The sequence below is a fragment of the Staphylococcus sp. CWZ226 genome (genome assembly GCF_018986355.1).
GTDB classification, from domain to species: domain Bacteria; phylum Bacillota; class Bacilli; order Staphylococcales; family Staphylococcaceae; genus Staphylococcus; species Staphylococcus simulans.
Genome location: NZ_JAHMSB010000005.1, coordinates 77,126 through 97,244, shown reverse-complemented (window position 1 = coordinate 97,244; position 20,119 = coordinate 77,126). Strand labels below are relative to the sequence as shown.

16 protein-coding genes are annotated in these 20,119 nt (G+C 35.3%); 3 read left to right on the top strand and 13 right to left on the bottom strand.

Annotated features, from left to right (window positions below; all coding sequences use genetic code 11):
• Window positions 1-62: 62 nt before the first annotated feature.
• Window positions 63-2,768, bottom strand: coding sequence for an aconitate hydratase AcnA (gene acnA, locus KRR19_RS05780; RefSeq protein ID WP_002480861.1), 2,706 nt, complete (start codon window positions 2,766-2,768; stop codon window positions 63-65).
• Window positions 2,769-3,031: 263 nt separating this feature from the next.
• A complete protein-coding gene (locus KRR19_RS05775; RefSeq protein ID WP_002480860.1) occupies window positions 3,032-4,657 on the bottom strand; it encodes a BCCT family transporter in 1,626 nt (541 codons plus the stop codon).
• 380 nt (window positions 4,658-5,037) lie between these two features.
• Here KRR19_RS05775 and mscL point away from each other — a divergent pair, with 380 nt between their 5' ends.
• Window positions 5,038-5,409, top strand: a complete 372-nt coding sequence (mscL, locus tag KRR19_RS05770) for a large conductance mechanosensitive channel protein MscL (RefSeq protein WP_002480859.1) — start codon at window positions 5,038-5,040, stop codon at window positions 5,407-5,409.
• A gap of 58 nt (window positions 5,410-5,467) precedes the next feature.
• Here the strand turns inward: mscL and sbcC are convergent, their stop codons facing one another.
• From sbcC to sosA, 7 genes are all read right to left on the bottom strand, one after another.
• Window positions 5,468-8,497 carry an exonuclease subunit SbcC gene (sbcC, locus tag KRR19_RS05765; RefSeq protein WP_216733537.1) on the bottom strand — a complete coding sequence of 1,010 codons (3,030 nt, stop codon included), beginning with the start codon at window positions 8,495-8,497 and terminating at the stop codon, window positions 5,468-5,470.
• Window positions 8,494-9,621, bottom strand: a complete 1,128-nt coding sequence (sbcD, locus tag KRR19_RS05760) for an exonuclease subunit SbcD (RefSeq protein ID WP_107593540.1) — start codon at window positions 9,619-9,621, stop codon at window positions 8,494-8,496. Before sbcD ends, sbcC begins: the two co-directional genes overlap by 4 nt.
• 277 nt (window positions 9,622-9,898) lie before the next feature.
• The gene (locus KRR19_RS05755) at window positions 9,899-10,366 is read right to left on the bottom strand and encodes a CcdC family protein (RefSeq protein ID WP_002480856.1); all 468 of its coding nucleotides are present in this window, start codon (window positions 10,364-10,366) and stop codon (window positions 9,899-9,901) included.
• 161 nt (window positions 10,367-10,527) lie between these two features.
• The gene (locus KRR19_RS05750) at window positions 10,528-10,758 is read right to left on the bottom strand and encodes a YneF family protein (RefSeq protein ID WP_023015255.1); all 231 of its coding nucleotides are present in this window, start codon (window positions 10,756-10,758) and stop codon (window positions 10,528-10,530) included.
• Window positions 10,759-10,932: 174 nt separating this feature from the next.
• On the bottom strand, window positions 10,933-12,921 hold the full coding sequence (gene tkt, locus KRR19_RS05745) for a transketolase (RefSeq protein ID WP_002480854.1): 1,989 nt from the start codon (window positions 12,919-12,921) through the stop codon (window positions 10,933-10,935).
• Window positions 12,922-13,129: 208 nt separating this feature from the next.
• Window positions 13,130-13,372, bottom strand: coding sequence for a DUF896 domain-containing protein (locus KRR19_RS05740; protein ID WP_002480853.1), 243 nt, complete (start codon window positions 13,370-13,372; stop codon window positions 13,130-13,132).
• A 156-nt stretch (window positions 13,373-13,528) separates the two neighbouring features.
• Window positions 13,529-13,762 (bottom strand): DNA damage-induced cell division inhibitor SosA, encoded by a 234-nt coding sequence (gene sosA / locus KRR19_RS05735; protein ID WP_002480852.1) that lies wholly within the window; start codon window positions 13,760-13,762, stop codon window positions 13,529-13,531.
• A gap of 144 nt (window positions 13,763-13,906) precedes the next feature.
• On the opposite strand from sosA, the gene lexA reads away from it, so the two are divergent.
• Both lexA and KRR19_RS05725 read left to right on the top strand, forming a co-directional pair.
• The gene (gene lexA, locus KRR19_RS05730) at window positions 13,907-14,530 is read left to right on the top strand and encodes a transcriptional repressor LexA (protein ID WP_023015256.1); all 624 of its coding nucleotides are present in this window, start codon (window positions 13,907-13,909) and stop codon (window positions 14,528-14,530) included.
• 341 nt (window positions 14,531-14,871) lie between these two features.
• A complete protein-coding gene (locus KRR19_RS05725) occupies window positions 14,872-15,555 on the top strand; it encodes a phosphoribosylaminoimidazolesuccinocarboxamide synthase (RefSeq protein ID WP_002480850.1) in 684 nt (227 codons plus the stop codon).
• A 43-nt stretch (window positions 15,556-15,598) separates the two neighbouring features.
• Here the strand turns inward: KRR19_RS05725 and KRR19_RS05720 are convergent, their stop codons facing one another.
• From KRR19_RS05720 to KRR19_RS05705, 4 genes are all read right to left on the bottom strand, one after another.
• On the bottom strand, window positions 15,599-16,120 hold the full coding sequence (locus KRR19_RS05720) for an NAD(P)H-dependent oxidoreductase (RefSeq protein WP_207021203.1): 522 nt from the start codon (window positions 16,118-16,120) through the stop codon (window positions 15,599-15,601).
• A gap of 138 nt (window positions 16,121-16,258) precedes the next feature.
• Window positions 16,259-17,671, bottom strand: coding sequence for a sucrose-specific PTS transporter subunit IIBC (locus tag KRR19_RS05715; RefSeq protein ID WP_002480848.1), 1,413 nt, complete (start codon window positions 17,669-17,671; stop codon window positions 16,259-16,261).
• Window positions 17,671-18,630 (bottom strand): carbohydrate kinase family protein, encoded by a 960-nt coding sequence (locus tag KRR19_RS05710; protein ID WP_156666661.1) that lies wholly within the window; start codon window positions 18,628-18,630, stop codon window positions 17,671-17,673. Before KRR19_RS05710 ends, KRR19_RS05715 begins: the two co-directional genes overlap by 1 nt.
• A gap of 2 nt (window positions 18,631-18,632) precedes the next feature.
• Window positions 18,633-20,105 carry a sucrose-6-phosphate hydrolase gene (locus tag KRR19_RS05705; protein WP_216733536.1) on the bottom strand — a complete coding sequence of 491 codons (1,473 nt, stop codon included), beginning with the start codon at window positions 20,103-20,105 and terminating at the stop codon, window positions 18,633-18,635.
• Between the last annotated feature and the right edge of the window lie 14 nt (window positions 20,106-20,119).

Here is a 20,119-nt window from a genome sequence, read left to right as displayed (position 1 = left end):
GCTAAGACAGTTTCACACCATCTTAGCCTCACATCAAGTTCTATCAAAATAAGGTTGATGCCTTACGCATTTGCTAATTTATTACGTAATACAAGTTGTAAGATACCGCCATGACGGTAGTAGTCTAATTCAACTTGTGAATCGAAACGAGCGATTACATCGAATTCGATTGTTTCGCCATTTTCTTTTTTAGCAGTTACTTTAACTTTGTCATGTGGTTTTACAGATTCATCGATGTCTACTGAAATTTCTTCAGTACCATCTAATCCAAGGCTGTCAGCTGAGTCGCCGTCTTGGAATTGAAGCGGTAATACACCCATCATTACTAAGTTAGAACGGTGGATACGTTCGTAGCTTTGTGCAATAACTGTCTTAACGCCTAGTAAGTTTGTACCTTTAGCAGCCCAGTCACGAGAAGATCCCATACCGTAGTCGTTACCTGCTAAGACAACTAATCCAGTACCGTCTTCTTTGTATTTCATTGCTGCGTCATAGATTGGCATTACTTCGCCTGTAGGCCAGTAAGTTGTGAAGCCGCCTTCTGTACCTGGCGCTAATTGGTTTTTAATACGGATGTTTGCGAAAGTACCTCTTACCATTACTTCGTGGTTACCACGACGAGAACCGTATGAGTTGAACTCTCTGATTGGTACGTCATTTTCTTGCAAGTATTGACCTGCTGGCGTATCTTTACCGATTGCACCCGCTGGTGAAATGTGGTCAGTTGTTACTGAGTCACCGAATTTACCCATCACGCGTAGATCTTTAAGCGGTTCGATTTTTCCTGGTTCTTTTGATAAACCTTGGAAGAATGTAGGGTTTTGGATATAAGTTGAGTTAGGATCAAAGTCGTATAATGGTTGATCCGTAGTTTCAATTTCATTCCACATTTCGTTATTTGTGTATACATCTGAGTATTCTTCACGGAATAAGTCAGGTGTAACAGTGCTTTCAACAGTATCAGCAACTTCTTTGATTGATGGCCAGATATCATCTAAGTATACATCGTTGCCATCTTTGTCTTGACCGATTGGGTCATTTTGTAAGTCGATATCTACAGTACCTGCTAAAGCATATGCCACAACTAATGGTGGTGAAGCTAAGTAGTTACCTTTTACTAATGGGTGGATACGACCTTCGAAGTTACGGTTACCAGATAATACAGAAGTTACAAGTAAGTCTTCGCCTGAAATTGCTTTTTCAATTTCTGGTAATAATGGACCTGAGTTACCGATACATGTCGTACAACCATAACCTACTAAGTTAAAGCCTAATGCATCTAAGTACTCTTGTAAGCCTGAATCATCTAAATAGCCAGTTACAACTTTAGAACCTGGTGCAAGTGATGTTTTCACGTACTCAGGTACTTTCATGCCTTTTTCAACTGCTTTTTTCGCAACTAAACCAGCACCTAACATTACATATGGGTTAGATGTGTTTGTACATGAAGTAATTGCCGCAATAGCGATATCACCTGTTGTCATTTTAGCAGTGTGGCCATCTGCGAATTCGATTGTTGCTTCTTTATCGAATTCAGATTCGTCGAATCCGAAACCTTGGTTGCCTGCTGGTGCAGTCACTGCTTTTTCGAATTCTTGTTTCATGTCGCCTAATTTAATTAAGTCTTGTGGACGTTTAGGACCTGATAAAGAAGGTTCTACAGTAGATAAGTCTAATTCAAGAACATCTGTGTAAGAAGGATCTTCTTTTTCCACATCGAAGAACATATGGTTTTGTTTCAAGTATTCTTCAACTAATTCAATTTGTTCTTCAGTACGGCCTGTTAAACGTAAATATTTTAATGATTCTTCATCAACTGGGAAGAAACCACATGTTGCACCGTATTCAGGTGCCATGTTAGCGATTGTAGCACGGTCAGCTAATGGTAAGTGTTGAACACCAGGACCATAGAATTCTACGAATTTACCAACTACGCCTTTTTTACGTAACTCTTCAGTTACACGTAAAGCTAAGTCAGTTGCTGTTGCACCTTGTGGTAATTGGTTTTCTAAACGAACACCGATTACGTCTGGGATTGGGAAGTATGAAGGTTGACCTAACATACCTGCTTCAGCTTCAATACCGCCGACACCCCAACCTAATACGCCAAGACCGTTGATCATTGTCGTATGAGAGTCAGTACCGACTAATGTATCTGGGAATGCTACTGTTTCACCATCTACGTCTCTTGCATGTACAACGTTAGCTAAGTACTCTAAGTTAACTTGGTGTACGATACCTGTTGCTGGTGGTACAGCATTGTAGTTATCGAATGCTTTTGTTGCCCAGTTTAAGAATTGGTAACGTTCGAAGTTACGGTGGAATTCTAATTTCATGTTTTGACGTAATGCATCTGGATTCGCATAGCTGTCTACTTGTACTGAGTGGTCAATAACTAAGTCTACAGGTACTTCCGGGTTAATTTTATTAATATCGCCGCCTACATCATCCATTGCTTTACGTAATGAAGCTAAGTCAACAACTGCTGGTACACCTGTGAAGTCTTGTAAGATAACACGAGATGGTTTAAATGGTACTTCACCTTCAGCGCCATCACCAAATTTTGCTAATTCTTTAATATGGTCATCAGTAATTACGAAGCCATCCTCTTGGCGTAATACCGATTCCAATAGTACTCGAATTGAATATGGCAATTTGTTGATTTTAGTTAAACCTTGTTCTTCTAATGACTGCAAATCGTAAAAAGTATACGTATTGTCGTTTAAAGTAAACGTTTTCTTTGCTTGCTCTTTTAAGTTAGAAGACATCTAAATCCCCCCTGATTAATATTATGCCTTTACTTAGATTGTATATTGATATGATAGCGAATACAACTGATATTCATTAAAAACCAAATGTTCATTGTTTTTGTTTTATAATCAGTATGTATAAGTATATCTTATCATATCGAGTTCGTGTAATAAGTATCTATTATGTATTGAGAATAATTTTCATTTATTTAGCCTAAATAAAATAAAAAATGCGCTGCCTTTCAATTTAATAATTGAAAGACAACGCATCTAAAATTCAATTAAGAATCAAGATTTTGTGATTGTTGACGTACTTTACGTTTTTCTAGAATATCTTCTTCATAATCTTGTTGTGAATATTTCACATATTCTTCTAAACGATGCTTATTAGGTGTCAATGTTAAGCCTAAGAACTTACGTTCACGGTTCGCATCTTTGTAGAAGGCAATCATCATTAATATGATCACAATGGAGAATGGCAAGGCACTGATAATCGCTGCACTTTGCAGTGAGTTTAAGCCTGTATCTCCACCTGAGAATAACAAGATGAACGCGATTAATGATTGCGCAACACCCCAAGTTACTTTAATGTATGATGCCGGTTCTAATGAACCATAAGAAGTCTGCATACCTAACACGAATGTTGCTGAGTCTGCAGAAGTAACGAAGAATGATGCAATCAATAGTAACGCAACAATTGATAATATAATGCCTAAAGGCAAGTGATTAAATACTGCGAATAATTGTGTCTCAGGTGACATTTCAAAGATTTCTTTGTGTTTTTTACCAGTTTCAATACCTAGTACACCAAACACACTGAACCAAATGAAGCTGACTAATGCTGGTACTAATAGCACGCCTGAAACGAATTCGCGAATTGAACGTCCTTTAGATACACGCGCAATGAACACACCTACGAATGGACTCCAGCTTAACCACCAGCCCCAATAGTATAGTGTCCAACCTGACATCCATTCACGTTTTTGTGGGTTTAATGCTGCTGTATCAAAGCTGTTGGCTAAGAATGTGTTCAACAAGCTACCTGTTGAGCTTGTCAACATGTCTAAGATTAGAACAGTTGGACCAATAATTAATGCAACAATCATTAAGATTGTACCTAAACCGATGTTTAAGTTACTTAAGTATTGGATCCCTTTACTGATACCAGACCATGCTGATGCGATGAACATGATAGTCACAACAACGATAATAATACCTTGTACCCAAACATTGTTTGGAAGGCCGAATAAGTAATGTAAACCACCATTGATTTGTAGTGCACCCATACCTAATGATACTGCTACACCAACAACAGTCGCGAAGACTGCTAATACGTCAATGATAGTACCCACAGGTCCATCTACTTTATCTCCTAAAATAGGACGTAAAGTCTTAGATAATAAACCTGGTTCTCCTTTTCTGAACTGTGCATATGCAAGTGCTAATGCTACTACACCATAAGTTGCCCATGCATGGAAGCCCCAGTGGAAGAACGTAGAACGTAACGCTTCAGTATAGGCTTGAGCTGTTTCAGGTTTCGCATTTGGCGGCGCCGCAAAATGTCCCATTGGTTCTGCTGCACCATAGAATACTAAACCGATACCCATACCGGCACTGAATAACATCGCAAACCATGAAATCGTATTGAATTCAGGTTTGTCATTAGGCTTACCTAGTTTCAGTTTTCCAATTGGACTGAAGATAAGGAAAACACAGAAGAATACTAGGATTGTAGTTAAGATTAAGTAATACCAACCCAATTTATCGGTAATCCATAGTTTGATTGTATTCGTTACATGATCAAACTGTGATGGGAAGATTGCACCAGCGAGTACTACAATAAGTACAATAATTGAAGCGTAAATAAAGACTGGTGAGAGCTTCTTACCTCTTTGAGAAGAATCCATAATCAATTACTCCCTTTCTGATTTATTTTGTTGTCAATGATATGCTTTTGATATTTTATAACAAAATATCATTTTAGCGAAAAACCAAGTATAATCATAACAAAATCAAGTTGTATAGGCAAATTTAGGAAAATTGATTATACAATCGTATAAAAATCAATTTTATTAAAAATACATTGAGCAATAAACAACTTGATTTCTTACATTGAAATTATACATTACTTTAACATACCCTCTTACCAGATAAAAAACTAAGAATTTTTAACTTTTTTTAAGCAGACGCTTACTATTAGTAAAAAATCCAACATCTAAAAAAATGTATTTTATTACTTAAAACATTAATGTATAATTAACTTTAGTAAATTTAGGAGGACATACTCGTGTTTAAAGAATTTAAAGAGTTTGCGTTTAAAGGAAATGTATTAGATTTAGCTGTCGCAGTAGTAATGGGAGCTGCATTCAATAAGATTGTTACATCACTTGTCACTTATATTATTATGCCGTTAATCGGTTTGATTTTCGGAACAGTAGATTTTGCGAAAAACTGGTCAATGTTCGGTATTAAATATGGTTTATTTATTCAATCGATTATTGATTTCTTAATCGTCGCTTTTGCATTATTCTTATTCGTCAAAGTAGCTAACACTATGATGAAGAAAGAAGAAGTTGAAGAAGAACCAGAAGAAAATACAATCTTATTAACTGAAATCAGAGACTTACTTCAAAAACAGAATAACCCATCTGATCAATAAGATTTAGCACAAAATAAAAAGCAATGCCGCAATTTTAATAACTGCGGCATTGCTTTTTTTATTGAAATCTAAATTCTGCATGGCTTTGATAACCATTTGAATGAATCTGTAAAATACTTGGAATGCGTTGTTTTAACTCGCTGACATGAGAAATAATCCCCACCATTCGACCTGATGTTTTAATATTAATCAATGTATCCAATGCTGTTTCTAACGTTTCTTGGTCTAGCGTTCCAAATCCTTCATCGATAAAGATAGCTTCTAACGTAATACCGCCAGATTCTTGTTGTACCACTTCACTTAGGCCTAACGCTAAGGCTAATGCAGCTTGGAAAGATTCTCCGCCTGACAATGTACTAATCGGTCGTGATTTATTAGAATACCAGTCAAAGACTTCTATATCTAATCCACTGTAACCTACTGACACCGCTTCGCTTCTCACCAATTTATACCTTTGATTTGTCATCTGGAAGAAACGTTTATTCGCATTATCAATAATCAAGTTTAAGTAATATCTCAACACGAAGTTTTCTAATGTTAATTTTTGAATATTTTTTCCAGATAAAATTTCTGAAAGTCTGAAAATCTCTTCTTGATCAGCTAATTCTTGCTGTAACGTTGTTATATTCTCTTTTAGCGCCTTAAATTCTTTTTGATTAGACTGGATTTTGAATTCATGTTCATTCACTTGTCGCGTTTGCACATCTAACTTCTCTTTCGCCTCTTGAAGTTGCGCTTCCAAACTTTCTAAATCTGGTTCAGGTTGTCCTTGTATCAATTGTTTTAAATTCTCAATTTGGCTGGCTAGTTTAACTTGAGCGTCACGGAAATCTTTAATTTCTTGTTCAATAGATGCTTTCTCACTCATTTTATCCAGAACATTTTTCACTTCATCTGGTGATTGAATACCTAGCGTTTCCATTTCTTTATTAGACTGTGTTTCTTGATTTTTGATTTGTTCTGAGAGTTCTGATAGACGCTCATTAACACTTTGAAGCGAGTTTTGTTTTAATGCAAAGTCTTGTTCAAGCTCTCTTATTTTTTCAGTTAACTTTGTCTGTTGTGTTTCATATTGACGGACTTCTTTTTCTTTAGTTTCATAATCATTTTTAAATGCCATTACATCTTTATATTCAGTATTTGATTCAAACGCTTTAATCAGTTTTTGTTGGTTCGTCAATTCAGCTTGTTGATTGGTCACTTTTAACTGTAATGACTGAATTGCTTCTTTAGTTTGTTGTTTTTGCTTTATTTTCTCTTCAAGTTCAGCATTAGCTTTTTGTTGTTGTTGTTTTTTAGTTTCTGTATCTTTATATTGCTCCCTTAATGCTTCTATCTCCACTTTGGTATTTTCAGTGCTATGTGTTTCTTCAAACGTATTGACTGCTTGTTGCTCGATTTTTATTTCTGTATTGAATTCGGCTGCTTTAGCTTTTAATTCATCTCTTTGTTTTTGTAAGTTTTCAAGCTCATGTCGATAAGCTCTTAATTGTTCGTAATCTACATGATATGTAATTTCATGACCACAAATTGGACATTGATCACCAGGTTCTAACATAGATTGTAATTTTCGAATCATTGTTTCTTGATTGTCTAATTCTAACTGATGTGTATTGAATGCTTTGATTTTTTCTTCTAGTTCATTTAAGGCCGTTTGATTTTCTTCTTGCTTTGTTTTTAGCCGTTCAATATTTTGTATTTGCTTTTGATATGTCGTAAAGGCAGTTTGATATTGTTCAGCTGCTTTAATTTCATTGTCAATTTCGAACAGTTTCTGGGTTAGTTGATTTACTTTTTCGTAATCCGGTTGAACTGTTTCATGACTTGAATCAAGTTGTTTTAAATGTGCTTGATGTTCATTTAATGCATCTTCTAGTTGTTTCACTTCAACTGTCAGCTCATCGATTAATTTATAAGCACTTTGATATTGAGATGCATTTTTATAAAAATATTGAGTTTCACTTATAAAATGTTGTGCTTGTTCGATTTGTGATTGATTTTCTTGCAATTGTTTTAACTGTTGTTTACTTTCTTCTAATTGCGTTTCAATTTGTTTTAACTGTTTAGTTAAATTTTCGGATCTTTCTTGCGTTTGTGTGTAATCTTCACGCGATTGTTCAAGTGTCGTCAAAATTTGATGTAAAGGACGCACTTCACTCATTTGTTTTAAAAGTGTTTCTAACGATTCAATATGTTGTACTTCATTTGTTAAGTTTTGATACTTTTCTTGTTCTTGTTGTAATGCTTTGATATTTTGATTCAGTTCAAGTGCTTTACGATACGTAGCATCTGCTTTTTCAAATTCATTTTGTTCTTTTTCTTTTTGTTTTGTCAGTTGTTTTAATATTGTTTCAGCTGTTGTTTCAAATTCTGGGATATACAACATCAATTTATCTGTTTGAATACTTGGTGTTGTTTTCAAATTTTCTAAATGTTCATCTTCAAAAGTATTTACATTTTGCCAATGTTGCGCAATTGTTTGATAACGTAATTCAATTTGATGTTTTTCATCTTTAATCTCTTCTTCTAGTTGCTTTTTTAGGTGGTCAAAACGTACTGTGTTGAATAATGTACGTAAAATTGTTTGTTTCTCAGAACTTTTAGAGAATAAAAACTTTTTAAATTCACCTTGCGGCAAAATAAATAATTGTCTGAACTGACTGGCATTAACGCCTAATAATCTGATCAGATACTCTTTTCCTTGTCTGATTCGACTTTCTATAAGTTCATAGCCGTCATTTTTCCACTCGTAAATTAGTGCTTCGCCTTTTGTCTCGTTTTTATTTCCTTCTTTCACAAAGGGTGCTTGTCGGACGACTTTAAATAAACGATTTTTCAATCGAAATTCAAATGTGACAACCATTGGTGATTTACCATCTGCGAAATGGCTTCTAAGCTCTTTGCCTTTTCTGCTTTCTAAAGAAGTTTCATCAAATAAAGCATAGACTATCGCATCAAATAACATAGACTTTCCTGACCCTGTTTTACCGCTGATTAAAAACAGTTCGTTATCCTCTAGTTTAGAAAAATCTATTGTTTCGTCTAAGAAAGGCCCGAAGTTTTCTAAATGTAATGTCAATGGTCTCATGCTTCTTCACCTCGATTCATGCGATTTAACAAGTCATTAATTTTTTGTTCTTGTACTTTGCTTAATGATTTTTGTGTCATGCTTTCATAGAAATCTTCAATAATTTCTTTATCTGTCATTTGTTTAATCGCATTTTGTGTTTCATGTACTTCAAACGTTTGACTCTGATTAGATAGTGCTAATACGTTAGGATAGATTTGTTTTAAATTCATCATCGGATCATTAACATGTGAAAGTTGAGTTAAATTGAAATGGATGTAGTTTTCTTTATTTTTAACTTGTGCATTTTCTTGAATTGCTTCTTCATAAGTGGCATCAACGACTTCTAATTCTCTCAATGGTTTGAGTGGAATGAAAATAGATTCAATGTATCCTTCTTCATCTACAGTTAATTTACGATAACCTTTTGCTTGTTTCGTTTCTGAAAATGAGTACTGTAAGAGTGAGCCACTGTAATGAACAAAATCTGATTGAATACTGAATGGATGATGTAAATGGCCTAAGAGTACGCTATCAAATTGCTTCATAACATTTTCCGATATTTCTTCAACTGTTCCAATAGATAACTCACGTTCTGAATCTGACTTTATGCCGCCTGAAACAGTCAGATGACCGACTAATATATTAGTTTGATTAGAGTCTAATTGTGCTGTCATATGTTTTAAACAACATTGAATTGCTTGATCGTAGGACTTCAATTTTTCTTCTGGATAGAAATGCTGAATTTCTCCTAAAGTTGCGTATGGCAACATATAAAAATTCACACCATTAATCGTAATCGGTTCTGCAATGCGGTCTAAATTGGTGCGAATATATAAATGCGTATGCTCAAACCAGCTAGCTCCATAATTCAATCGTGTTCTGCCATCATGGTTACCGCTAATAATGATAAGTGGAATATTTAATGTTAAGTTTAAAGTTCTTGTTGTTTCTTCTAATAATTTAACTGTTTCTTTATTTGGATAGCTCGTGTCATACAAGTCACCTGCAATAACAATGACGTCTGGTTGTTCTTCTTTCATCGCATCAATAAATTGGTTTAAAATGTAACGTTGGTCCTCTAAAAAAGATTGCCCATTTAAAATTTTACCTAGATGCCAATCGGCAGTATGTATGATTTTCATCTAATCACCTCTTTTATTGATTATAATACAAAACGTCCATCCCTTTATAGAGAATAGACGTTCATCATTGACTACTTATATAGCTTTTGAAATTTCGCAAAGGTATACACCATCCCAGCAATAATCGCTGAAATAATACCTATAACATGTTTGAGTTTCACTCCGAGTCACCTCTCTTTATGCTTATTTCTTACCCAAAATAAAAATAAACGATGCTTTACCAATCATTGCAAAACATCGTTTAAATTATATTTATTGTTTTATTTACTATTATCCATCAATCAGCTATTTGTTTTCTTAATTTTTTATATTTCATCAACATCGCAATTCGCCATGGTAAAATCATTGAAAATGCCAATAAGAAAAACATACCGCCGAGTTGACCTGGATCAATTTGACTGCTGATGACAAGTTTCATAACAGTACGAATCACTAGCAAGGAAATCAAAATGATTGGAAAGGCTTTCGAACGTTTCATATAAATCTCTTTGCCTTTTATCTCGAAACGAGATGTCCAAATCAATACAATTGAGAACATCAACCCAACTGCCATTGCTTCAAGTGCTTCAAGTCCTGTAATTCTAAAATAAGGAATAACATACATCAGTGCACCTGTAGACATAAAAATCGGCGGCAATATGAGTTTCTTCTCATTGACTGGATATTGTTGTGCTTTCATTCGTAATATAATAACGCCGATACTCATTAAAAATGCGACACCGACTGAGAATATAAGATATAACACCGTGACACCTTCTTTTCTACATTAAGTCTATCCTGAGAAATCATTTCATAGTATATCATTTTGTGTCTATATTTCCATATCAAAACGATTGAAAATGTATAAATACAAATAAAAAGAAAGCTATATGCCGCTGCACACAACTTTCTTTTTATAGATACTGACTATTTCATTTTTTGATCCATGTTTTTGTTCATCATCGTCATCATTTGATTGATTTTCTTTTGAGATGGTTTTTGGCCCATTTGCATCATCATCATACGTAACATCTCTTCGTTGATAGGAGGATTCTTTTTAAGATAATCCATCATATATTTTCTTGCTAGGAAGAATCCACCAACTAAACCGATGATAAGTGCAGCAATGATTAATAAAATTGCTATCCAAGTTGCCATTGTCTCACCCACTTTCTTTATCCTTTAGCATTTTACTAAAATAATTTCATCTTTTCAAGTTGAATCGATACTAAAACATAAGAATAAGAGCTATTCCTAGCTCATTGAAACGCTAACCGCTATTTTGGGTGTTTCAATTGTAGAATAGCTCTTATCTTTATCTTAATTCAAAACTTATAGGTTATTCAAAAGTTTTAAAACATTTTCTTTAGTGAAGCCATATTTTTCAACAACTAATCCACCTGGTGCACTTGCGCCGAAACGATCGATACCAAGTACTTCGCCTTCTAAGCCGACATATTTATGCCAACCTAATGAAGAAGCCATTTCAATCGCTAAACGTTTTTTAATTGTTGGTGGGATAACTTCATCTTGGTAAGATTTTGGTTGTTGTTCAAATGCATGCCAGTTCGGCATAGAAACAACACGTACTGAGTTACCGTTATCCGCAAAAGTTTTTGCTGCTTCTACTGCTAAGCTTACTTCTGAACCAGAAGCTAATACAAGATATTCTGGATTTTCTTCAGATTCATATACTACATAAGCACCTTTACGTACACCTTCTTCTACTGTTTCTTTAGAAACATCTAATACAGGAAGGTTTTGACGTGTTAATACTAATGAAGTTGGTGTTTGTTCACTCTCTAATGCAACTTCCCAAGCTACGCGTGTTTCGTTACCATCTGCTGGACGAATCACATTCATATTAGGAATTGCACGTAAACCTGCTAATTGTTCAATCGGTTCGTGAGTTGGACCATCTTCACCAACAGCGATTGAGTCATGTGTAAAGATAAATGTTGAGTTAAGACCCATAATTGCTGAAAGTCTTAATGCTGGTTTTAGATAGTCACTGAACACGAAGAATGTCGCACCGTAAGGATTTACTCCACCGTGTGCTGCCATACCGTTTACAGCTGCTGCCATCGCAAATTCTCTAACACCGAACCAAATATTTTTACCTTCAGGTGTATTGCGATCATAGTCTGGTGCATCTTTAACATTTGATTTGTTTGAACCAGCTAAGTCTGCTGAACCACCGAAGAATGAAGGTACAGATTTGCTTAGTGCTTGAATGACTTCACCTGAGTCTGCACGTGTAGCACTTTCTGAACCGACTTCGAATTCTGGTAATTCTGCTTCATAGTTTTCAGGTAATTTACCAGCAATCGCATCTTTGAATTCTTGTGCTAATTCTGGATAAGATTCTGCGTATTTTTCAACTAAAGCTTTCCATGCTTCTTCGTTTTCAGTTGCACGTGTCAACATAGTTTCATTGAAGACATCATAAACTTCATCCGGAACGTAGAAACGTTTTTCTGGATCTAATTTATAGTTTTCTAATGTTAATGTACGTTCATCATCACCAAGTGGCGCACCATGTACACCATGTGTACCTGATTTATTTGGTGAACCGTAACCAATAACTGTTTTAACTTCAATCATAGTTGGACCATTTTGTTCTTTAGCTTTTTCAATGGCACTATTAATTTCTTCTAAATCATTACCATCTTTAACTAAGATGTGGTTCCAACCATATGATTCAAAGCGTTTTTTGATGTCTTCAGAGAATGCTTTATCAAGATCACCATCAAGTGAAATATCATTTGAATCGTATAACACGATTAATTTGTCTAATTGTAAGTGACCTGCTAATGAAGCTGCTTCATGAGAAATACCTTCCATCAAGTCACCATCAGAAGCTAAAACATAAGTGTAATGATTTACGACTTCAGCATCTGGTTTGTTGAATTTACCTGCTAAGTGGTTTTCTGCCATTGCCATACCTACTGACATTGCGAAACCTTGTCCAAGTGGACCTGTAGTTACTTCGACACCTTGTGTGTGTCTGAACTCAGGGTGTCCTGGAGTTTTAGAATCCCATTGTCTAAATTGTTTCAATTCTTCTAATTCTAAGCTGCCTGATACATGTAATAGGCTGTAAAGTAGTGCAGAACCGTGCCCTGCAGATAAGATGAATCTATCTCTGTTAAAGTATTCATTTGAATTAGGGTTAAAGTTCAAATGTCTTGTCCATAATGTGTATGCCATTGGTGCAGCACCCATCGGTAATCCTGGGTGACCAGAATTTGCTTTTTCAATTGCATCAATACTCAATGCTCTGATTGTATTGATTGCAAGCTCATCTCTTTTATCGAACATCAATAAAACTTCCTTTCTATACAGCATGATTTTATGCCATTATACATTAAATCAGTTAAGTTTAACATTTATTGTCCTCATGAAATCGCTATCAAATATAATAAAAGTGATTAAAACAATCAAAATATACATTTTCATGAAAAAAGAGCCTTTAGAACATCAATTATTCTGTTCTAAAAGCTCTACATTTATTGTAGTATACTGAGTTTTATTGTCTTTTATTTTGCTCACGTTGTACTTGTTTTAATTTTTCTGGTGTTACATCATTTCCTTCAGGATCTAATACTTTTGTATTTTCAATTTGTTGTTTGAAACCTTCGCGGAATGTTTCAAGATATTTTTGATGTAACTCTGCTCTTTCTTTCGCTTCTTCTTTTGTTAAGCCTTCTTCTTTTTTCTTTTTAGAAAGTTCATTAATACGGTTAATTGTTTCTTTATGTTGATCTGCCATGCTATCGACCTCCATTAGTCTGATGATTATTTATCTTAGCAAACAATCGCTCAAAATAAAATCAATATGTTCTACTAAACTTATTCCCAATCACAGAAACCTTACACCATAGAACACATCGTGTTAGCAGTATAATCAACACACTTTATTTATAAATCAGTGAACAGTTGCGACGATAGGTCTGTTATTTTGTTCGCCCTGTTCTATATATTGTTGCTCATGTTCGGCTTTTTGTTCTACCTTAGTTGGAAGTGTATGATCTGTCATTTCGTACACTTGTTCCTCATTACTTGACTGCTCTGCACCGATTAAAAACGCTGAAACTAACATAAAAGACATTAACAATACTGCTGTATATAGTAAAAAACTAGTTTGATATTTCCTAATCATTATTCGAACACCCCTAGAACATTTGTTTGTATTTAAACAATATCAGAACGATTGTTCGGTGTCAACACTTTTACGAACAAATGTTTGTAAAGGCTATATTAACGTGATATAATAAGAACAAACTAGAAGAGGATGTGCATATAAATGACTGAACTTACGAAGCGTCAAAGCGAAATTTATGAATATATAAAACAAGTCGTTCATACAAAAGGTTATCCGCCAAGTGTCAGAGAAATCGGTGAAGCAGTCGGACTTGCTTCAAGCTCTACTGTACACGGGCATCTATCACGATTAGAAAGCAAAGGGTATATTCGTCGTGACCCTACAAAACCACGCGCAATTGAAATTGTCAGCGACCAAATTGAAGATGCTGCTGAAATCGAAGGTACTATCCATGTACCAGTTATTGGTAAAGTCACAGCCGGTGTCCCAATCACAGCAGTAGAAAATGTAGAAGAATACTTCCCGTTACCAGAACACTTTACATCAACACATAACAGCGACATTTTCATTTTAAATGTTGTTGGAGACAGTATGATTGAAGCTGGTATTTTAGATGGAGATAAAGTCATCGTCAGAAGTCAGACTATCGCAGAAAACGGTGATATTATTGTAGCTATGACAGAAGATGATGAAGCAACTGTAAAACGCTTCTACAAAGAAAAACATCGTTATAGATTACAACCTGAAAACAGTACAATGGAACCTATTTATTTAGAACATGTATCTGTTTTAGGTAAAGTTGTAGGTCTATTTAGAGAGCTGTAGGCAATCGTATCTGTTCATAGGCATATCATCTCTTCTTAAATTTTGTTCGTGACAAATTATTTAGATTCAAATTAGATTAGTAAACTACTAACGCCCCATAATGTCCAAAATTCATAGACATTATGGGGTGTTTTTAATTATTTTGTTGTGTTTATCTCCGTTCTGTTATTTTTTATACTGTGCATAAATAATTTGCATCTTAAAGCGGCTTTAGTCTTGCATGCACCTTGCCTTTTTAGTTTAAAATGCAGCAATGCCATCATATTTTCATACTTTTGTATTTATATAAAAGAGAAATTCACTTATACTAAACATGAGTAATACTTGAGGAGTGAGATGAAATGGATTTAATTTACAAAGGTAAAACAAAAGATGTCTATCAAGACAAAGATGGTGAAATTGTTCTTTTCTTCAAAGATGATATGACAGGAAAAGATGGCAAATTTGATCCAGGTGAAAACCAAGTTGGCTTAACTGTTGAGGGTTCAGGTAAAGCTGGTCTTAAAATGACAAGTTATTTCTTCGAAAAAATCAACGCTGCTGGTATTCCAACACATTATATCGACGCAAATATTGAAGATCGTCAAATGCGTGTTAAAAAAGTATCAGTATTCGGTCATGGATTAGAAGTTATTTGCAGATACCGCGCAGTGGGTTCATTTATCCGCAGATACGGTGACTATATCGAAGAAGGCGCACCACTTAACGCATATGTAGAAATGACTTTAAAAGATGATGAAAGACAAGATCCACTCATCAACAAAGCAGGTCTTGAAGCGTTAAACATCTTAAAACCAGGTGAATACGACGAAATTGCTAAATTAACAGTAAAAATTTCAGACATCATTAAAGAAGAACTTGCACAAAAAGGTTTAGAACTTTACGACATTAAATTAGAATTTGGTCGCGATGAAAAAACTGGTGAAGTTTTACTTATTGATGAAATCTCTGGCGGTAACATGCGTGTGTTTGATAAAGACGGCAAATACATTGAACCTTTAGAGTTTGGAGAGTATTTATTCTAATTAAACGAAAGCTGAGATCAAAAAACGATCTCAGCTTTTTTATTTACAACTTTTTCACAAATTCTATATAGCGCTTGCTGCCTTCAATCAATTCGTTTTTCGTCGCATGATTCACTGTACCATATTGTTCAAAGTGTCCTTTATATTGGGCACCGATATAATTAAAAGTCGCAACGAATGGTGAAAGTAATGTGTCTAACGTGAATCGATTCGAACCTTCTTCTGAATAATCTTCTTCTAAACTGCCAACTGTCGTCGCAATCGCAAATTTTTTATCACGAAGTTTCGTTCCTTCTGGACCATATGCAAAATTAAATAAAAACACTTCATCTTGATATTGTTTCAATAATGGCGGACTACTATACCAATATAATGGAAATTGGAATACTATTGTATCGTAGCTCATTAATCTTTCTTGTTCGCGTGCAACATCAATGTTTCTGTCAGGGTACAATTCATATAAATCGACCACATCAATATGTTCGTTTATCAAAGCATTTTTCCACATACGATTAACTACTGAGTTTTCTATATCTGGATGGATAATAATGACTAATTTTCGCATCTTTGCACTCCTTTAGTCTTCAATACTCGAAATGATTATAACTTTTAAACTTTTCTTTTGCCATGATGCTTCACAAAAATTGCGAACATTTTCTATTAAAAAACTGTTAACCACAATTTGTGGTTAACAGTTTATCCATTATTTAGCTTCCTTGATCTCCTCAGCTAATTTATCACTATATCCAAAGAACCAAGTTAATACAAAAGCTGTCGCAAATGAAATTACTAATACTAATAAATAAAGTGGCAATTGGCCAATATCTTTTAAGAATAATAAGATACCTGGCAATACAGTAATCGCCATACCTGATGCTTTTAAGTGGAAAAGTGCTGCGAAGAATCCACCTACTGCTCCACCAATCAAACCACAAACAAAAGGTTTAAAGTAACGTAAGTTTACACCGAAAATCGCAGGTTCTGTAATACCAAGTAGTGCTGAAAATGCTGAAGGTAAAGCTAACGCTTTTAATTTCGCTTTTTTCGTTTTAAGTCCTACCGCAACAGCTGCTGCGGCTTGAGCTGTCATAGCTGCTGAAATAATCGGGTTGAATTCATTATAATGGAATTTTTCCAACAACTGAATTTCCATGAAGTTAAAGATGTGATGTACACCTGTAACCACGATAATTTGTTGGAAGAACCCAATTAAAAGTCCAGCGATACCGAATGGTAAAGCAAGTACCCATTCTGTTCCTGACAATATAATTGTTTCAATTGAATGGAATACAGGACCAATCACAAATAATCCTAAAGTAATCATCACAAGTAAGACTAAGAATGGTGTCACAATTAAATCAATCGCATCTGGAATACGTTTTCTCAATGCTTTTTCAAACTTAGCACCAATCAAGCCGACAAAGAATGCAGGCAATACAGAACCTTGGTAACCAACAATCGGTATAAATCCAAAGAATTTAATAGCTTCTGCTGAACCATCACCTACTTCATAAGCATTAGGCAATGCTGGGTTTACGAGCATCAATCCTAATACGATACCTAAAACAGGACTGCCGCCAAAGACTTTAAAAGCACTCCAAGCAACTAAAGCAGGCAGAAACGCAAAGGCAGTATCCGTCAGCACTTGTGTGAACAAAATAAAGTTTTGCGGGATATCTTTGGCTGTCATGCCCATCCAGCTTAAAATTTGGTCGTTCATTACGACACCGCGTAGTCCCATAAACAGACCTGTCGCAACTAAGACTGGAATAATCGGTACGAAAACATCACCGAACACACGAATCGCACGTTGAAATGCATTGCCTTGTTTGGCACCCGCTTCTTTAACCTCTGATTTCGAACTGCCCTCTACACCTAATTGTGTAATTTCATTATAAATCTTGTTGACGGTACCGGTTCCAAAAATAATTTGAAATTGTCCCGAGTTATAAAAGGCACCTTTTACTTTTTCAATTTCTTCTACTTCTGCTTGATCTACTTTTTCATTATCTTTGACCATGATTCTTAAACGCGTCGCACAATGGGCAAGAGATTCAATATTTTCCTCTCCACCCACTGCTTGAATGACCGCTTCTGCTATTTTCTTATCACTCATTACTTTTCACCTCTCATAAACGTTGTCGTTTGTGTTTTTGTCGGCAGACTTTCTATCGCTCCATATGCAGTAGTTGTTAATGCGCCGACCGCATTCGCAAATTTTAAAAATTGATGACTTTCTTCAAAAAGCTTGTGCTTACCATGTGTTAATAACTGATAGTTGATGGCACCGATAAAGGCATCACCCGCACCAGTCGTATCTAAAACTTCTACATTAAAACCAGTTTCTTGTGCAATTAAGCCTTCTTTTGTATAAAGCGCAGCACCTGCTTTGCCTTCTGTATAAATAACAGCTTCTACATTGCCTTTAAAAAGCGAATCGATTGCTGCTTGTTTATCTTTAAGACGCGTAATAAACTCTAATTCTTCATCTGAAATTTTGACAATATGTGCTTTAGGTATAAATTCTAATACAGTATGGTGTAATGCATCTAAATCATCCCAAAGCGGGAAACGCAAGTTCGGATCAAAAACAACAGTCCCTTTTGCTTCTAACATTTGATCGATCAACATGCGGTGTGTTGCTTTCATTGGACAATCTACTAAATCAACCGAACAAAAATGCAGAATATCTGTCTCATCAAAGGATAAATCTGTTAACTGATCCGCTTCCAACAACATATCTGCTGAAGGTTTACGATAAAACGCAAAGTCTCGTTCTCCCGCTGCGGTTAAGCTGACAAATGCAAGTGCTGTATTCGCTGTGGATGTTTGTTTCAAATACTGCGTATCGACACCAACATCCTTGAGTTTATCTTCTATTTTCTCGCCGAATGCATCATCACCGACTTGTGTAACCACTGCCGCATTTCCGCCTAATTTTGCGACACAACTTGCGACGTTTGTAGGTGCACCGCCGACTTGTGGTGAAAACTGTGTCACTTCTTTTAATTTCGCATCACGTTCACTAGGGATAAAATCGATTAATGCTTCTCCAACTGCATATAATTTATTCATGATTACCCTCTTTTCAATTCATATTGTTTCGTTTCCATTTTGACCGTTCCTGACTCTGACGATAGTTGACAATATTGATATGGTTCAACAGGAAACAGTCTAGACGTCATCACATGTGTACCTTCATTAATGAAGATTTCGATACTTGATGTATCTATAAAAATTTTCAATGATTTTAAAGCATCAAATAACTGTACACTTCTCTTTTGATTATCTTGATTGTTTGGTAATTCACCACTCTGGCTGCGATCTAGTTCAAAAACTCCTGTATTTTTATCATACGTTATTTTAACCGCTTCTTCGACTTGATTAGAAAAAACTATGCTTAATACATCCGCTTCATTTTCAACAATTGAAATGTTGATTTCTGAACGGTCTAGTTGAATCAAATCTAATACAGTGTTGTCATCAGTGATATCCATTGTTGTTTCATTACTGCGAACTCTCAACTTTTCTACATCTGGATGTACCGTTTGTATTAATGTATTCTCTTTAACTTTCAATTCCCTCGGTAAAGTCAGGCAATGTGCCCAGTTATAAACATCTGTTGGATAGTTAATGTCTGGTAAACCCATCCATCCGATTAAGACACGTTCGCCTTCTTTAGAAATAGTTGTTTGCGGCGCATAAAAATCAAAGCCGTGATCTAATTCAACAAATCCATCATGTTTCATTTCTAAAGTCTTTAAATCAAAATCTCCTATGATATAACCGGATTGATAGATATTGCGATAGTTCATCCCATCTGCTTCTAACCCTTGTGGACAAAAAATTAACACATCTTTATTTCCTAATTTAAATAAATCTGGGCATTCCCACATATATCCGAAATCTGATAAACCTGTTTGAATTTCTCCGAGTAAATGAAACTTGAATGATGTATCACCTTGATAGATTAAAGCACGCCCTGTTTGTGCTGTAGTTTGTGCACCAATCACGAAATAATAATTTCCATTTTCCTGCCAAACTTTCGGATCTCTAAAATGGTCAGTATAACCTTGCGGTGAACCTTCAATGAGTGGCTGTTTGTCCTTCACTTGAAACGCGTCATTTAATGTCGCTACCATTTGATAAGGTACACGTTCCCAATCTTTTGTCCTATGATTACCTGTATAGAATAAATACAACTGGTCTTCAATTTGTATACTAGAGCCACTATAAGCACCGTGTGAATCATATGTAGTATCAGGATAGACGACTGGTCCTTTATTTTCAAAATGAATCAAATCATCAGAAACAACGTGATACCAATATTTCAAACCATGAACAGGACCTAACGGATACCATTGATAAAATAAATGGTATTGACCTTTAAAGTAAATGAAGCCGTTCGGATCATTTAACAATCCCGAAACAGGTTGAACATGAAAGTGTTGTCGCCAAGGCGATTGATGCACTTTGTCTGTCATACTTTCAAATTCTTCATTTGTAATTGAAGATAACCCTCGATACCTTGCTTCGCGTGTCCATTCCATCCTATCACTCCTTT

What these genes read in the sequence shown, in the direction of transcription:
- acnA (WP_002480861.1), bottom strand. Translation starts at nt 2,768, where the DNA reads ATGTCTTCTAACTTAAAAGAGCAAGCAAAGAAAACGTTTACTTTAAAC.
- KRR19_RS05775 (WP_002480860.1), bottom strand. Translation starts at nt 4,657, where the DNA reads ATGGATTCTTCTCAAAGAGGTAAGAAGCTCTCACCAGTCTTTATTTAC.
- sbcC (WP_216733537.1), bottom strand. Translation starts at nt 8,497, where the DNA reads ATGAGACCATTGACATTACATTTAGAAAACTTCGGGCCTTTCTTAGAC.
- sbcD (WP_107593540.1), bottom strand. Translation starts at nt 9,621, where the DNA reads ATGAAAATCATACATACTGCCGATTGGCATCTAGGTAAAATTTTAAAT.
- KRR19_RS05750 (WP_023015255.1), bottom strand. Translation starts at nt 10,758, where the DNA reads ATGGCAACTTGGATAGCAATTTTATTAATCATTGCTGCACTTATCATC.
- tkt (WP_002480854.1), bottom strand. Translation starts at nt 12,921, where the DNA reads ATGTTCGATAAAAGAGATGAGCTTGCAATCAATACAATCAGAGCATTG.
- KRR19_RS05740 (WP_002480853.1), bottom strand. Translation starts at nt 13,372, where the DNA reads ATGGCAGATCAACATAAAGAAACAATTAACCGTATTAATGAACTTTCT.
- sosA (WP_002480852.1), bottom strand. Translation starts at nt 13,762, where the DNA reads ATGATTAGGAAATATCAAACTAGTTTTTTACTATATACAGCAGTATTG.
- lexA (WP_023015256.1), top strand. Translation starts at nt 13,907, where the DNA reads ATGACTGAACTTACGAAGCGTCAAAGCGAAATTTATGAATATATAAAA.
- KRR19_RS05725 (WP_002480850.1), top strand. Translation starts at nt 14,872, where the DNA reads ATGGATTTAATTTACAAAGGTAAAACAAAAGATGTCTATCAAGACAAA.
- KRR19_RS05720 (WP_207021203.1), bottom strand. Translation starts at nt 16,120, where the DNA reads ATGCGAAAATTAGTCATTATTATCCATCCAGATATAGAAAACTCAGTA.
- KRR19_RS05715 (WP_002480848.1), bottom strand. Translation starts at nt 17,671, where the DNA reads ATGAGTGATAAGAAAATAGCAGAAGCGGTCATTCAAGCAGTGGGTGGA.
- KRR19_RS05710 (WP_156666661.1), bottom strand. Translation starts at nt 18,630, where the DNA reads ATGAATAAATTATATGCAGTTGGAGAAGCATTAATCGATTTTATCCCT.
- KRR19_RS05705 (WP_216733536.1), bottom strand. Translation starts at nt 20,105, where the DNA reads ATGGAATGGACACGCGAAGCAAGGTATCGAGGGTTATCTTCAATTACA.